This is a genomic window from Pseudomonas sp. B19125, from assembly GCF_044218855.1.
Classification (GTDB): Bacteria; Pseudomonadota; Gammaproteobacteria; order Pseudomonadales; family Pseudomonadaceae; genus Aquipseudomonas; species Aquipseudomonas edaphica.
On sequence record NZ_CP162589.1, the window covers coordinates 597850 to 612998 of the forward strand.

Sequence of the window (15149 nt, forward strand, 5' to 3'; positions counted from 1 at the left end):
CAAGTCAAACTTAAAAGAGAACACACCTATGCTTTTTTCCCGTAAGGCGGTTTCCAAGCGTCACCTGCTGCTGATCGCAGCCGGTTTCAGCACCGTGTTGACAGGTTGCGCCACGTCGCCGGCTTCCAAGGTCGCGTCGAGCACCAAGGTCGAGTACTACCCCAACTGCTACGAGCCGGTGCAGCACTTGCGTGCAACCGATTCGAACATGACCAAGTCGGTCGTCACCGGTGCGGCGCTTGGCGCAGCCGGCGGTGCATTGCTGGGCGCGTTGACCGGCGACTCCGACAAGCGTGGCCGTAATGCCGCCATCGGTGCAGCGGGCGGCGCCCTGGCGGGTGGCGCAGCGGGTTACTACACCGAGCGTCAGAAGCAGATCACCGATGACAACCAGCGCATCGCGTCCTACTCCACCGACTTCAATAAAAGCGCGTCCGACATCGACCGCAGCACGGCCTACGCCAAGGCGTCCCAGCAGTGCTATCAGAGCGCATTCACCAAGCTGGTGGCCGACCGCAAGGCCAAGACCGTTAACGACACTGAAGGCCGCAAGCGCCTGGCGGAAATCGTGGCTGGCTTGAAAGAGTCCAATGACCTGATCGTTGCAGTGAACGGCAAGGCCAGCGAAGACTTGAACAACTACACCCAGGCTTACGAGCAAGACCTGAAACAAGTGGGTGTGCAGCGTGCTGACGTAGTGACCGTGGCCCAGGCCGACACGACGCCGCAGGTGGTGCCGGCGAAGAAAGGCAAGACGCCTGCCAAAGTCGCCAAAAAACCGGTGCTGCCAACCGTGCCGAAAGAAGCGGTGACCACCGAGAAGAGTATTCAGACCGTGCAAACCAAGCAGGCTGAAAGCAAGCAGGTCGCCAGCGCTGGCAAGGCGCAGATCGAAGGCACCTGCCGCGATCCGAACCTGGCCGACTGGGCGCCAGTGCCGTGCCCTAACGTTTAAGCAACATGTTGCTATAAGCGTTAAACGCCTGCCGATCTCCTGCTAAAGCGCGAGATCGGTGGCGTTCTGCCGGTAAATCGTTACACTGCTGCGGCCACTTAATAAATACACTGAGGCTGTGTGCATGAAATTTCGTCTTCTGCTGTGGGTGCTGGGCCTGATGATGGGCAAAGCCAGCCGCACCAATCCTGCCTTTCAGCAACAGCTGGGTGATAAAGACCTGGCGTTCCAGTTGCAGACCCTCGACGGCAAGGTTGCCCGTCACTTCATCGTCAAAGACCAGCGCATCACCAGCCGCTCAGGTGTTCACCCGGCGCCAGCCTTTGCTATCGCCTTTAAAGATGCCGCCTACGGCTTCGCCACGATGCAGGCGAAGAACAAGCAACTGGCGTTCATGACGGGGATTCAGGACAAGTCGATCCAGATCAAGGGCAACCCGGCGTTGGTGATCTGGTTCCAGGGGCTGACCAAGTATTTGAAGCCGCGTAAAAAAACAGCTGGTTAGCTTTCTGGAGTCCTCGGGGCACTGAAAACCCCGAGGAGAGCGCCTGTAAGTAGGTCGTTAGTCCTCTTGGTTCACACGTATACGACGGTCTTTGGCTGGGTCGAATCTGCCTGAAAACCGTATGTCTCCATCGGTCACATGTTGCCGGCTCTTATATTCGTTTGTTTCGGTATTTCCGGCACTTTCATGAATGTCGACTTCGCTATCAAATTGCCGGTAAAGTTTTATAGAGGTGAATTGGGCCTTGGTCTGGATATACGTGTTGTCAGAGCGGCCAATAATAGTGTCGCTTGTACCTTCGGCGGAGATCGCCGTTCGAGATGAATCGCTGGGTGTACCACCCCTTATAGTGTTTTTTCCCGCGCCACCATTAATGAAGTTACTGCCTGTGCCTCCTGCCAAGGTATCATCGCCGTTTTCACCGTATAATTCTCCGCCGCCATAGGCTAGTTCACCGGTATCATTGCCGTCGCCCAGATATACTTGAGCGTAGCCGCCACCCGTGCTCACGGTGTCTTTGCCTGGGCCAGTGTGAATGGTTACACTGGTCTTGACGTCAGGGGCTATCTTTACACTGTCATCGCCACCGCCGCTGTCTATGAACAGTTTGCCTTGATTGCCCTCGGGGTTAGAGGCGTCGATGTCCAGCTTGACGGCGTGCCCATTGATAATGGCGACGACGCGATCATTAATAACTTTTATATCGATTTTATCATCCGCATGTCCCGTATAAATTCTTACTTCGGAGGCGGGGTGATAAGTGCGGCCATTGACGTTTTGTGGTGCGCCTGGGTCAGGCGTCGTTACAACCAGTACGGTCCCATATTGGTCTCTGCGAGGTGTAAGACTGCCGTTGATGTTTACAGAGGGTTCGGTAGCTGTAGGTGAAGGGTAGGCGCTTATTGGGTTGTTAGTTATAAAGTTGCTAACGGTGGATGAAATAGACATAGGCAGAATCCAGAGTTTTAATGGTAAGAAAACTTACCGACATGCTCTATGTGGATTAGTTGGGCGGGACAGTTCCGTATCAGATGTTACTTTATATTTGTAAGTTGTTAGAGTGCCATGATTTCGTTGGGTAGGTATGTCACTTTCGCCTTCGCCGCTCAAAAGGCGAGGAGTAATTAACTGGCATTATGATGCGATTCAGGATCAGACCATCCAGATCAGGGCAACCCGCTCCCACATTCGACCGCGTTCTACAGTTGGAACGCAGTTAAGTGTGAGAGCTGGTTTGCCTGCGAAAGCTATGTAGCAGGCGACAGACTTATGCCTGGCTGAACTGGGACGCGAGTTCGCGTAGCAGCACCTCGGCATCCAGTACCTTGCCGACCACTTCCTCAGCCTTTTCCCGGCTCAAGCCCAAACGTTCGATCAGGGCGTCGGGTATCGCCTCATCCGGCCCGGAACCAATTCCACGACTGCGCAGCAAACGTACCGCCAAGCACACCAGGTTGGGATATTCAGCATATTGCCCGTCATAGGTCGGGTCGTGCTGAAAGCGCAGGGCGGTGGACAGTTCGTCCGGCATGTCCCAGTAGCGCATCAGCCAGGCGCCGATTTGCTCGCGGCTGATGCCCAGCAGGTGCTGCTCGACATAGCTGTGGCACAGGTGCGGGTTGACCTCCAGGTGGCGACAGATCAGCGAGAAGTGCGGCGGGAACACATGGGCCAGCAGCAAGTAACCGAAGTTATGCAGCAGGCCGGCCAGGTAGGTCAGGCCAGCTTCCGGGCGCTGGGCGCGGGGCATGGCGCGGGTCAGGCCTTCGATCACAGCAGCGGTATAGATCGACTGGTGCCAGTACGGCGTGGACTGGTGCGGGTGGTCCTTGGGCAGGCTCAGGGTTTTGCCCAGGGCCAGGCCCAGCGCCAGGTTGATCACCAGGTCAAAGCCCAGCACGCGCACGATGGCGTCCTCCACTGAGCGAATCTTGCCCGGCGAGGCGTAGTACGGCGACGCTGCCCAGCTCACCACTTGGGCGGCGAGGGCTGGGTCGGTTTCGACGACGCTGGTGATGTCATCGATGGTGGCGTTGGGGTCGACGCGCAGCTTGATGATTTTCTGCGCGGTGTCGGCCAGCGGCGGAATCTCGATGGTCGCTTCCAGACGCTGCTGGATTCGGCGGGCGGTGAACGCCTGCATCGCCTGGGTGATTTCCTCGCGGTCATCGTTCGGGCGATCGAGGTTGGGGCGGATGTTGCTCAGCGGTTCGCCGAAGTGCCCGGCGCTGGCCTTGGTGAGCATGGTCTTGAAATCGATGCTGGCGATTTCCAGCAGCAGCCCGGCTTCGCCGGAATGCACCAACAGGCTGGGTTCGCTGAGCAGGCTGCCTTCATACAGGCACGGCGAACTGGTCAGTACCGGCAGGCCGGGCAACAGGCTCAAGTCGTGCTTGGCCAGCATGCGCTCGATGCGGTCCGGCGACACGGCCGTGAGGCGGCGGCCGGTGAGTTCAGCCAGGCGGTTGAGGTCGAGTAACTGGCTTTGCGGGAACAGCACCATGAGTGCGCCCACGGCATCTTCCAGCAGTACTGCCTGGACTTTTTGTGCGGGATTCAGGCCGGCGTGTTCGGTCACTTCCGTGTAGGGGATGGCGAGTTTTGCGAGCAGAGCCCGAATGACCGGCGGGGCGGTCAGTGGGGCTGTGGCGAGGGCAACTTCTGACATGGCCTGATCCAATTTCGTACAGTCACCGAAGTATAACCAGCTTGATACAACTGTTGGTTGGATAAGTGAGTCAGGCGTCACACTTGGCCGTATTGCTGCCCATGCCTGAGCCAGCGATCGAGCAAGGGGCTGACATGTTCCGGCCAACGCTCCAGCAGCGCTTGCGCCGCATCACGCACAGCGGGCAGCAAGTCGGCATCGCGCATCAGGTCGGCGACCTTGAATTGCAGCAGGCCGGTCTGGCGAGTACCAAGCATTTCGCCGGGCCCGCGCAGTTCGAGGTCTTTTTCGGCGATGACAAAACCGTCGTTGGTCTCGCGCATGATGCCCAGGCGCTGACGGCCGATCTGAGACAGCGGCGGGTGGTACAGCAGCACGCAGTGGCTGGCGGCGCTGCCCCGGCCGACACGGCCGCGCAGTTGGTGCAGTTGGGCCAGGCCCAGGCGCTCGGGGTTTTCGATGATCATCAAACTGGCGTTGGGCACGTCCACGCCGACTTCAATCACCGTGGTGGCTACCAGCAGTTGCAGGTTGCCAGCTTTGAACTCGGCCATCACCGCGGCTTTTTCCACAGGCTTCATGCGCCCGTGGATCAGCCCGACCTTCAGCTCGCCCAGGGCACTGGTGAGGTCCTCAAACGTGGTCTCGGCGGCCTGGCAGGTCAGCTCTTCGGATTCTTCGATCAGCGTGCACACCCAATACGCCTGACGGCCTTCGGCGCAGGCGCCGCGCACGCGTTCGATGACCTCGACGCGGCGCGTGTCGGTGACCAGCACGGTATTGACCGGCGTGCGGCCGGGCGGCAGCTCATCGAGGATCGACGTGTCGAGGTCGGCGTAGGCGCTCATCGCCAAGGTGCGCGGGATTGGTGTGGCGGTCATGATCAACTGGTGCGGGTTCATGCGCCCGCCCACGCCTTTCTGGCGCAAGGCCAGGCGCTGTTGCACACCGAAGCGGTGCTGTTCGTCGATGATCACCAAGGCGAGGTTCTTGAACTGCACTTCGTCCTGGAACAATGCGTGAGTGCCCACCACCATCGGTGCGCCACCGGCAATCTGCTCCAGCGCCGCTGCGCGGGTCTTGCCCTTGAGCTTGCCGGCCAGCCACGCCACTTCCAGGCCCAGCGGTTCGAGCCAGCGCTTGAAGGTGATGAAGTGCTGTTCGGCGAGAATTTCGGTGGGCGCCATCAGCGCCACTTGGTAACCGGCTTCCAACGCCTGCAAGGCGGCGAGGGCGGCCACCACGGTTTTACCTGCGCCCACATCGCCCTGGATCAGCCGCAGCATAGGTTCGTGCTGGCTGAGGTCGTAGGCGATTTCATTGCCCACGCGTTGCTGGGCCCCCGTTGGCGCAAAGCCGAGGTTGGCCAGGTATTGCGCAGGTAGTCGCGTGGCCTTGGGCATCGCCGGCGCGCGCAGGGAGCGCATACTTTCGCGCAGGCGCTGCTGGGACAGTTGGTGCGTCAGCAGCTCTTCAAAGGCCAGGCGATGCTGGGCCCAGTGATGGCCCAGTGCGAGTTCGTCGACGTCGGCGTCGGCGGGTGGGTTATGCAGGTAGCGAATCGCATCGTCCAACGGCGCCAGTTGGTAGTCGCGCGCCAGCTCCAGAGGCAACCAGTCGGGCAAGCTTTTGGGGCCGAGCATCGTCAGCGTTTGCATGCACAGCTGGCGCAGGCGTTGTTGGGTCAGGCCTTCGGTCAGCGGGTAGATCGGCGTGAGTGTGGTATCGACCGGAGGCGGCTCGTCGCCGGTGATTGCGCGGTACTCCGGGTGGTAGATTTCCAGGCCGGATGCGCCGGGGCGGGCTTCGCCGTAGCAACGCACGCGGGTGCCACGCTTGAGGCCTTCCTTTTGCGCGTTGCTGAAATGGTAGAAACGCAGGCTCAGGCCGCCGGTGCCGTCCTGCAGGCGCACGACCAAACTGCGGCGCTTGCCCATCACCACATCGGCGCCGCTGACGGTGCCTTCGACCACAGCATCCTGCCCAGGGCGCAAGTGGCCGATGGGCACCACACGCGTGCGGTCCTGGTAGCGCAGGGGCAGGTGGAACAGCACGTCCTGGAGGTTCTCCAGGCCGACCTTGGCCAGCTTTTCGGCCATGGCGTCACCGACACCTTTGAGTGCGGTGACCGACACCTGCGACAGCTCTGTCATACCGTTAATCAGCTCGCAGCATTCGGCTTGGCCACCGAGCACAGACGGACCGAGTCGGCCAGGATCTCAATGGCTTTCGGGCGCGGGAAGCTCGCGCGCCAGGCAATCGCCACAGTACGGAATGGCACCGGCGGCGTGAGTGGGCGCACTTCGATCACGCCGGGGGCGTAGTGATGGCTGTCCACTGCCGACAGCGGCAGGATCGAAATACCCAGGCCGGAAGCGACCATATGGCGAATGGTTTCCAGGGAACTGGATTCCACGGTGGTATGTTTGGCGCCGTCGTTGCCCTTGGTCAGGGTCGGGCAGGCTTCCAGTACCTGATCGCGGAAGCAGTGACCTTCGCCCAGCAGCAGCAAGCTCTTGTCGTTGAGCAGGCCGGCGTCGATGGTGTCCTTTTGCGTCCACGGGTGGGAGGCCGGCATCAACACGTAGAACGGTTCGTCGTAGAGCGGCAGGGTCAGCACGTCTGCTTCGTTGAACGGCAGGGCGATGATGATCGCGTCCAACTCGCCATTGCGCAGTTTGTCGCGCAGTACATGGGTGAAGTTTTCTTCGATATACAGCGGCATCTGCGGCGCAACGCGGTGCAGTTGCGGAATCAGGTGCGGGAACAGGTACGGGCCGACGGTGTAGATGGCGCCGACTTTGAGCGGTGCAGTCAGCTGGTTCTTGCCGGCCTGGGCCAGCTCGCGGATGCTTTGGGCTTGCTCCAGTACCTTTTGGGCCTGGGCGACGATGCCTTCGCCCACCGGCGTGAGGCGCACGGCGCTCTTGCTGCGCTCAAAAATCAGCACACCGAGTTCGTCTTCAAGCTTCTTCACACCCACCGACAGCGTCGGTTGGCTGACATGGCAACGCTCGGCCGCGTGGCCGAAGTGCTGCTCTTGGGCGAGGGTCACGATGTAGCGTAATTCTGTAAGAGTCATAGCGGGCGTCCATGAGGTTGCGGGCCAAGCATACCGGCTGCAATCGATAGACGCACGTTATCAGAACTTTGATGGGGATTGAGCGGGGAATGTTGAGGATTTTGCTGAAGTGGTGAAACCAAATGTGGGAGCTGGCTTGTGTGGGAGCTCCCACACCAGCCGGCTCCCGTTTGCCGCTTACCGGCGGCGCTTCTCAATGTTGTAAACAAATGGCGCGACGATTTCGACGCTGCCGCCTTTCAACATATCGGCCGGTGGTTTGGGCAGTGGCTGGGCTCGACGGATCATGTCCAGGGTCGCACGGTCCAGATCGGCGTTGCCGGAGCGGCCCACCAACTCATAGGACAGCACGTTGCCTTCGGCATCGACCACAAAGCGCAGGCGGTTCAAGCCTTCCTTGCCTCGCTGTTGGGCACCTGGCGGATACTTCTTGTACTTCTGCAAGTGCGCCAGCAGGGCGCCTTCCCAGGACGCTTTGGCTGCGACCTGTTGTGGCGACGGGCCCGGAACCGGCTGGGCAGACTTTTCAGCTGGCGCATTGTTTTGTGGCGATTCGCTCGGCGGTTCTTCGGAAGGTTTTTCCTTGGGCGGCTCGGGCTTCTTTTCCACCGGCTTGGGCGGCTGCGGCTTCGGTTTTGGCTTGACCGGCTTGGGCACCTGGATCGTTGGTTTAGGTGCCTCAGCCAGTTTTGGCAGGGGCAGCTCTTCCACGGGGGCAGGCGGCTGCGGCGGTGTGACAACCTTGGGTGGAGCCGGCGGCGGCGGTGCAGGCATCGGCGCGAGGTCGATGACCATCGCCGCCGGTGGCAGTGTTACCGGATGCGGCGCGGACCACTGGAGCGCGATGATAATCGCGACGGCATGCACGCCCAGCACGACGGCGAGGCTGGTGCCATAACGCGTCAGTTTGTGGCGCGTCGTGATCATTTCTTGGCTGCCGTCTCAAGTCCGACCAGGCCTACCTTGAGGTAGCCGGCTGCCCGCAGGGCATCCATCACACTCATCAGGTCGCCGTAGTCCACGCCTTTGTCGGCCTGGAAGAAGATCGTCGTGTCTTTCTTGCCTTGGGTCTTGGCGTCGAGCACCGGGCCCAGGGTTTCAGCTTTGACTTCTTCTTCGCCCAGGAACAGGCGTTGGTCCGCCTTGACGCTGAGGAAAATCGGCTTCTCCGGCCGCGGCGCAGGCTTGGCACTGGACGCGGGCAGGTCGACCTTGATATCCACGGTCGCCAGCGGCGCAGCCACCATGAAGATGATCAGCAGCACGAGCATTACGTCGATAAACGGCGTGACGTTGATCTCGTGGTTCTCGACGAGTTCGTCGTCGCCTTGATTCAAATGCAGGCCCATGGCCGATTACCCCACTTTCACCATGTGCGGTTGCGAGCTGCGCTCGGTAGGCAGGTGATCGAGGTCGCGGCTGACCAGCAGCAGGACTTCTGCCGACGCGTCCGATACCTGGGCCTTGTAGCCGGCAATCGAACGGGCGAAGACGTTGTAGATCACCACCGCAGGGATTGCTGCAACCAGGCCCAGCGCGGTTGCCAGCAGGGCTTCGGCGATGCCGGGGGCGACGACGGCGAGGTTGGTGGTCTGGGTTTTGGCGATGCCGATGAAGCTGTTCATGATGCCCCACACGGTGCCGAACAGGCCGACAAACGGTGCGGTGGAACCGATGGTGGCCAGCACGCCGGTGCCGCTGCTCATGTTACGGCCGCATGCTGCAACCAGGCGTTCGAGACGGAAGCTGACGCGTTCCTTGATGCCTTCTTTTTCGCGGGTATTGACCGACAGACGCATTTCTTCCAGAGCGTCGTGTACCAGCAGGTTGGCCAGGGTGCCCTTCTTGGTCGCGCTCTCGCTGGCTTCCTTGAGGGTGGTGGCTTTTTTCAGGTGGACGATCTCAGCGCGCAGACGGCGCTTGGCGCCCAGCAGCTCGAAGCCCTTGGCGATCCAGATGGTCCAGGTGATGATCGAGGCGATGGCCAGGCCGATCATCACGGCTTTTACCACGACGTCAGCGTTCTGGTACATGCCCCACGGCGACAGGTCATGGGCCATGCCCAGGCTGTTGTCTTCTTCCAACACTACACCGGTTTCGTCGGCAGGTGCGACGTCGCCTGCAGCCTGGGCCGGGTCGGTGGCCACCGGTGCGGCAACAGGAGCAGCTGGCGTAGCGCCGGTGTGCTCGGCAGCAGCCGGTGCGGCTGGGGCGGTGGCATCAGCGAAGGCAGCGGTCGGTGCCAGCAGTACGCTGAACAGCAGCGCAGCAATCGCACGCCAGGCGCGGGATGGGCTGTGAAGCTTGGTTGGCGAAGCGGGGTTTGTATTACGTGTCATGCTGGCCGGACCTGAGAGGAAAAATTGAGTGATCGTCCTGCCAGACCCTTGAGGGTCGAGGACAAATGGGCCGTTATTATTGCAAGTAATTCTTGTTAACAGAAGTAATACAGTAACTTTATTTGTGCTTTTTCTGGCCGCTCGTCATCTGCGAGGGCTAATCTAGACCTTTAAGAACGGAGTTTTATGATGTCTGCGCCTTCTGTTGTGATTGCCGGTTGCGGCGATGTGGGGAGCCGGCTGGCTAGCCAATTGCTCGGCGCGAATTGGGAGGTTCATGGCCTGCGCCGTGATGTTTCAAAGCTCCCCGATGGCGTGATCGGCATTGCCGGCGACCTGTTCAAAAAGGATTGCCCTGAGACCTGGCCGATCGGCGCAGTGGATTACCTGGTGTATTGCGCGGCCGCCACCGACCACGATGAGGCCGGGTATCGCGCGGCATACGTGCAAGGGTTGCAGCATGTGTTGGAGTGGCTGAGTGACTACGGCCAGGCGCCCAGGCACCTGCTGTTTGTTTCCAGCAGCAGCGTGTATGGCCAGCAGAATGGTGAGTGGGTCGACGAAACATCTGATACCAGGGCGACGGGCTATTCCGGCCAGGTCATGCTGGAGGCCGAGCAGGTCGCGCTCAACAGTGGGATCCCGGCGAGTATCGTGCGCTTGACCGGGATTTACGGCCCGGGCCGCGAATGGCTGCTGACCCAGGTACGCCAGGGCTATCGCGTGGCAATCGATCCGCCGTTGTATGGCAACCGGATTCACGCGGATGATGCGGCAGGTTTGCTGGCCTTTTTGCTGCGTCATGTAGAGCAGGGCGGCTCGCTGGAAAAAATCTACATCGGGGTCGACGATGCCCCAGCGCCATTGGCGGAGGTGGTGGGCTGGTTGCGCGAGTACCTGGGCGTGACGGAGTGGGCGGATGACGCCAGTGTAAGGCGTGCCGGCAGCAAACAATGCAGCAACGCCCGGGCTAAGGCGTTGGGCTGGGTGCCGACCTACCCGACTTATCGCGAAGGGTATGCGGCGATTCTCAAGGGCTGAAACGCAGTCAAAAAATGTGGGAGCTGGCTTGCCTGCGATAGCGAAGTATCAGTCGACCTCTATCTCGACTGAGCCACCGTCATCGCAGGCAAGCCAGCTCCCACATTTGCTTCAGGGTGATGCTGGTTATTTCTTCTCAAGCAGCCATTGGCGCGGGCCGGGCGTGAACTGCGGCACCTCGTCGGCCAGCGCGGTGTTGATCGCTTGGAATATCGCCAACTGCTTGCCTTTGCGCGTGAAGATCCAGGGGTTGCCCTGGCCGTTCAATTGCAGCCAGATGCTGTCGTAGCCGCCGCTCATAGAGGCGCAGTCGCCCGCCAGACACAGCGAGTAGCGGTCGACGCCTGGCAGGCCGGCGACCTTTCCGTCGGCCTGGAACTGCACTGTGGAACCGTCGCCGTTGCCGTCGGTAATCTTCCAGTCGCCGCCCATATAGGCTGCATACAGTGCCCGTTCGAAGTTGGCGCCCAGTGGCGCACCTTCCGGGGCGGGATCCTTGGCACGGGCGAACAGTTGCTCGGGCTCGTTATCGTTGGCCACTTGCAGCAGTTGTTTGCCTTTGCGCTTGAGTTCGGTGGCGGAGCTGCCGTAGAACTCGACGTTCCAGGCGCCGGATTTATCCCCGAGCAACTTGCCTTCGGCGACTTCAAAGCCGTTGTAGTAGCGCGCCTGCAAAGCCTTGGTATTGACCTCCCATTCGAGGTTCGGGCCAAAACTCTGCAGCGCTTCGCGCAAAGGGCCGCCCTTGGCTGCCGCGTTGATGGCGGCCTGGTTGATCCAGGTGCCACTCACATCCAGGTCGGCGGGGTTGCTGGCGCAGCCGCCGAGCAACAGGGCGAGCAACGAAGTGGCTACAAGCGCTTTGCGCATCATGAAATCCTTCTGAAACGAAGTCGGCGCAGCCTGTTGAGGCTGCGCCGGGTGTTTTACTCGATGACCAGAATCGCGTCCATCTCAACCTGTGCGCCCTTTGGCAGCGCAGCAACGCCGATGGCAGCGCGGGCTGGGTACGGCTGTTCGAAGTATTTGCCCATGATCTCGTTGACCTTGGCGAAGTGGCTCAGGTCGGTGAGGAAGATGTTCAGCTTGACGATGTCCTTGAACGAACCGCCGGCGGCTTCGGCTACGGATTTCAGGTTTTCGAAGACTTGTACGGTTTGTGCTTCGAAGCCTTCAACCAGTTCCATGGTCTTTGGGTCCAGCGGAATCTGGCCGGACATGTAGACGGTGTTGCCCGCCTTGATCGCCTGGGAGTAAGTGCCGATGGCGGCCGGGGCTTTGTCGCTGGTGATAACAGTCTTGGTCATGAGTTGCTCCTTGTAAGAGAGGGGCTATGCACGCATACGGGTGATACGGATCACTCCGGTCAGGGCGCGCAGTTTCTTGATCACGCGGGCCAGGTGCACGCGGTCGTGCACGCTGACCACCAGCTGGACCACGCTGATGCGCCCATCGCGTTCATCCATGCTGATTTTTTCGATATTGCCGTCGGCCGCGTTGACGCTGCTGGCAAGCAGTGCGATCAGGCCGCGCTGATGCTCCAGCTCCACACGCAGCTCGACGTTGAATTCGCCGGTGACATCCTTGGCCCAAGAGAGCTGGATGCATTTCTCCGGGTTGTGGCGGATTTCGGTGATATTGCGGCAGTTGTCCAGGTGCACCACCATGCCTTTGCCCGCCGACAGGTGGCCGACAATCGGGTCGCCCGGGATCGGCGTACAGCATTTTGCGTAGCTGAGCACCAAGCCTTCGGTGCCGCGAATCGCCAGCGGACCTTCCGGGCTTGGCAATTGTTCGCCTTCGCCGAGCAGGCGGCGAGCGACTACATAGGCCATGCGGTTACCCAGGCCGATATCTTCCAGCAGGTCTTCGATGGTTTCCTGGCGATACTCGTGGAGCATCGCTTGTACGCGCTCTGTCGGAATTTTGTCCAGGGCACTGTCGAAACCGTTGAGGACCTTGTTCAACAGGCGTTCGCCGAGGCTGATGGATTCGGAGCGGCGTTGCAACTTCAGGGCGTGGCGGATGTGTGTCCGCGCTTTACCGGTGACCACGAAGTTGAGCCAGGCCGGGTTCGGGCGCGCGCCGGGAGCACTGACGATCTCGACCGTGGAGCCGCTTTGCAGCGGTTCGGACAGCGGCGCGAGGCGACGGTTGATCCGGCAGGCAATGCAGCTGTTACCGACGTCGGTGTGCACCGCGTAGGCAAAGTCGACCGCCGTGGAGCCTTTGGGCAGCTCCATGATTCGGCCTTTGGGCGTGAACACGTAGACCTCGTCCGGGAACAGGTCGATCTTCACGCTTTCGATGAATTCCAGGGAGTTGCCGGCACGTTGCTGCATTTCCAGCACGCCTTTGACCCACTGGCGAGCACGGGCGTGGGTGCCTTTTGGCTGTTCGTCACCGCTGGACTTGTACAGCCAGTGGGCGGCGATGCCATTGTTGGCCATCTCTTCCATTTCCCGCGTGCGGATCTGGATTTCGATCGGCACCCCGTGCATACCGAACAGCGTGGTATGCAGCGACTGATAGCCGTTGGCCTTGGGAATGGCGATGTAGTCCTTGAAGCGCCCCGGCAGGGGTTTGTACAAATTATGTACAGCACCCAGCACGCGGTAGCAGGTGTCTACCTTGTCGACGATGATCCGGAACGCGTACACGTCCATGATCTCGTTAAAGGCCCGGCGCTTGCCGCGCATCTTCTTGTAGATGCCGTAGATGTGCTTCTGCCGGCCGCTGACTTCGCCTTCAATCTCGTCGATCGCCAGGCAGTGGCTCAGCGACTCTTCGATCTTGTTGACGATTTCCTTGCGGTTGCCCCGTGCGCGCTTGACCGCCTGGTAGATGCGCGCCGAGCGCATCGGGTGCATGGCCTTGAAGCCGAGGTCTTCGAATTCGATACGAATGGCATGCATGCCCAGCCGATTGGCAATGGGCGCGTAGATTTCCAGGGTTTCCTTGGCGATGCGCCGGCGTTTTTCGCCGGACAGCACTTCCAGCGTGCGCATGTTGTGCAGCCGGTCGGCCAGCTTGACCAGAATCACACGGATATCCCGCGCCATGGCCATGGCCATTTTCTGGAAGTTTTCTGCCTGGGCTTCGGCCTTGGTCTCGAAGTTCATCTGGGTCAGTTTGCTGACCCCGTCGACCAGTTCGGCCACGGTTTCACCAAATTGCGCGCTGAGCGCTTCCTTGGCGATGCCGGTGTCTTCGATCACGTCATGCAGCATAGCGGCCATCAGGCTCTGATGGTCCATGTGCATGTCGGCAAGAATATTTGCCACCGCAAGAGGATGGGTGACATACGCCTCGCCGCTTCGGCGGCGCTGGCCGTCGTGGGCTTGTTCGGCGTAGAAATACGCTCGGCGGACCAGGTTGACCTGGTCTGGGCCGAGGTAGGCCGATAAGCGATCGGCGAGGGCGTCTATGCTCGGCAAAGTATGAACTCCTGCCGTTGGCTGTGACCCCGCGCCGTGCTACGTCGACCAGGCATAGGCTTAGACGGCCTCGTTGGACTCGTCCTCGAACGCTGCAAACAGCGGTTCGTCTTCAACGATTTCAGCGTTGGCGATGAACTCGTAGCTCATAAGGCCTTCAGCGATTTCACGCAGGGCTACAACGGTAGGCTTGTCGTTTTCCCACTGGACCAGGGGCTCTTTGCCGCCGGTGGCCAGTTGACGGGCACGCTTGGTAGAGAGCATGACCAGCTCAAAGCGGTTATCCACGTGTTCTAGGCAGTCTTCAACGGTTACGCGGGCCATGGTATTCCTCGGAGCGAATGCAAGATGCGCGCTGCCCGGTTGGGCGAGCGGACTAAACAGTTTAAAAAATCACCAGCGTTTAGGGAAGCGCTGATTTTCCCCGCGCCCTCGCAAAACCGCTACAAGTGCCAATGTAAAGCCCTTGCAGCGGTTTTGGGAAGCGCCAATCAACCAAGCAGTTCAGCGAGTAATTTGCCAAAACGCTGCTGTTGGCGCTTTTGCTGGAGCTGATTGGTGCGAAAAATCGCCTTCAAGTCATCCAGTGCGTGGGCAAAATCGTCATTAATGATCAGGTAGTCGTAGTCGACGTAGTGGCTCATTTCGCTGACGGCTTCGCGCATGCGGCCTTCGATGATTTCGTCGCTGTCCTGGCCGCGGTTGGTCAGGCGCTGGTGCAACGCTTCCAAAGACGGCGGCAGGATGAAGATGGAACGCGCCTTGGGCATCAGTTGGCGCACTTGTTCGGCGCCCTGCCAGTCGATCTCCAGGATCAGGTCGTGGCCTTCGTCCAGCGTCTGCTGCAGGTGGCTTTGCGAGGTGCCATAGAGGTTGCCGAACACTTCCGCGCGCTCCAGAAAGTCGCCGTGTTCGATCATCTTGACGAACTCGGTGCGCTCGACGAAGTGATAGTGCACGCCGTTCACTTCACCTGGGCGCATGGCGCGGGTGGTGTGCGAGACCGAAATGCGGATTTGCTCGTCGGCGTCGGTCAAGGCTTTGACCAGGCTGCTCTTGCCCGCGCCCGATGGCGCAGAAATGATGTAAAGGGTGCCGGTGCTGTGGGTCATGGAAGTTGCC

The 15149-nt window shown here is 60.3% G+C and carries 15 protein-coding genes; 3 read left to right on the forward strand and 12 right to left on the reverse strand.

From position 1 onward, the window contains the following. Window positions 1-28: 28 nt before the first annotated feature. Together tagQ and AB4P96_RS02560 are read left to right on the forward strand one after the other, a co-directional pair. A complete protein-coding gene (gene tagQ, locus AB4P96_RS02555; RefSeq protein ID WP_017135836.1) occupies window positions 29-955 on the forward strand; it encodes a type VI secretion system-associated lipoprotein TagQ in 927 nt (308 codons plus the stop codon). A 124-nt stretch (window positions 956-1079) separates the two neighbouring features. Next, on the forward strand, window positions 1080-1460 hold the full coding sequence (locus AB4P96_RS02560) for a hypothetical protein (RefSeq protein ID WP_017135837.1): 381 nt from the start codon (window positions 1080-1082) through the stop codon (window positions 1458-1460). 57 nt (window positions 1461-1517) lie between these two features. Here the strand turns inward: AB4P96_RS02560 and AB4P96_RS02565 are convergent, their stop codons facing one another. The 7 genes from AB4P96_RS02565 to exbB form a co-directional block, all read right to left on the reverse strand. Next, window positions 1518-2408, reverse strand: coding sequence for a hypothetical protein (locus AB4P96_RS02565; protein ID WP_395600481.1), 891 nt, complete (start codon window positions 2406-2408; stop codon window positions 1518-1520). 319 nt (window positions 2409-2727) lie between these two features. Next, on the reverse strand, window positions 2728-4128 hold the full coding sequence (locus tag AB4P96_RS02570) for an aminoacyl-tRNA deacylase and HDOD domain-containing protein (protein ID WP_017135839.1): 1401 nt from the start codon (window positions 4126-4128) through the stop codon (window positions 2728-2730). Between the two features lie 77 nt (window positions 4129-4205). Continuing rightward, window positions 4206-6281 (reverse strand): ATP-dependent DNA helicase RecG, encoded by a 2076-nt coding sequence (recG, locus tag AB4P96_RS02575; RefSeq protein ID WP_026013586.1) that lies wholly within the window; start codon window positions 6279-6281, stop codon window positions 4206-4208. Window positions 6282-6289: 8 nt separating this feature from the next. Next, window positions 6290-7210, reverse strand: a complete 921-nt coding sequence (locus AB4P96_RS02580; RefSeq protein ID WP_017135841.1) for a hydrogen peroxide-inducible genes activator — start codon at window positions 7208-7210, stop codon at window positions 6290-6292. Between the two features lie 177 nt (window positions 7211-7387). Continuing rightward, on the reverse strand, window positions 7388-8137 hold the full coding sequence (locus AB4P96_RS02585; protein ID WP_017135842.1) for an energy transducer TonB: 750 nt from the start codon (window positions 8135-8137) through the stop codon (window positions 7388-7390). Next, window positions 8134-8559: a TonB system transport protein ExbD gene (gene exbD / locus AB4P96_RS02590; protein ID WP_003195519.1), complete on the reverse strand. Its 426-nt coding sequence runs from the start codon at window positions 8557-8559 to the stop codon at window positions 8134-8136. The genes AB4P96_RS02585 and exbD overlap by 4 nt, the downstream gene beginning before the upstream one ends. Before the next feature lie 6 nt (window positions 8560-8565). After that, window positions 8566-9549 (reverse strand): tonB-system energizer ExbB, encoded by a 984-nt coding sequence (exbB, locus tag AB4P96_RS02595; RefSeq protein ID WP_017135843.1) that lies wholly within the window; start codon window positions 9547-9549, stop codon window positions 8566-8568. A gap of 189 nt (window positions 9550-9738) precedes the next feature. On the opposite strand from exbB, the gene AB4P96_RS02600 reads away from it, so the two are divergent. Further along, window positions 9739-10590, forward strand: coding sequence for an SDR family oxidoreductase (locus tag AB4P96_RS02600; protein ID WP_017135844.1), 852 nt, complete (start codon window positions 9739-9741; stop codon window positions 10588-10590). A 126-nt stretch (window positions 10591-10716) separates the two neighbouring features. Here the strand turns inward: AB4P96_RS02600 and AB4P96_RS02605 are convergent, their stop codons facing one another. From AB4P96_RS02605 to gmk, 5 genes are all read right to left on the reverse strand, one after another. After that, window positions 10717-11460, reverse strand: a complete 744-nt coding sequence (locus AB4P96_RS02605) for a hypothetical protein (protein ID WP_017135845.1) — start codon at window positions 11458-11460, stop codon at window positions 10717-10719. A 56-nt stretch (window positions 11461-11516) separates the two neighbouring features. After that, window positions 11517-11897, reverse strand: a complete 381-nt coding sequence (locus tag AB4P96_RS02610; protein WP_003176922.1) for a RidA family protein — start codon at window positions 11895-11897, stop codon at window positions 11517-11519. Between the two features lie 24 nt (window positions 11898-11921). Then, window positions 11922-14027, reverse strand: a complete 2106-nt coding sequence (spoT, locus tag AB4P96_RS02615) for a bifunctional GTP diphosphokinase/guanosine-3',5'-bis pyrophosphate 3'-pyrophosphohydrolase (RefSeq protein WP_016975931.1) — start codon at window positions 14025-14027, stop codon at window positions 11922-11924. 60 nt (window positions 14028-14087) lie between these two features. Then, a complete protein-coding gene (gene rpoZ / locus AB4P96_RS02620; protein ID WP_003176920.1) occupies window positions 14088-14351 on the reverse strand; it encodes a DNA-directed RNA polymerase subunit omega in 264 nt (87 codons plus the stop codon). Between the two features lie 167 nt (window positions 14352-14518). Then, a complete protein-coding gene (gene gmk / locus AB4P96_RS02625) occupies window positions 14519-15139 on the reverse strand; it encodes a guanylate kinase (RefSeq protein ID WP_010168203.1) in 621 nt (206 codons plus the stop codon). Window positions 15140-15149: the final 10 nt, after the last annotated feature.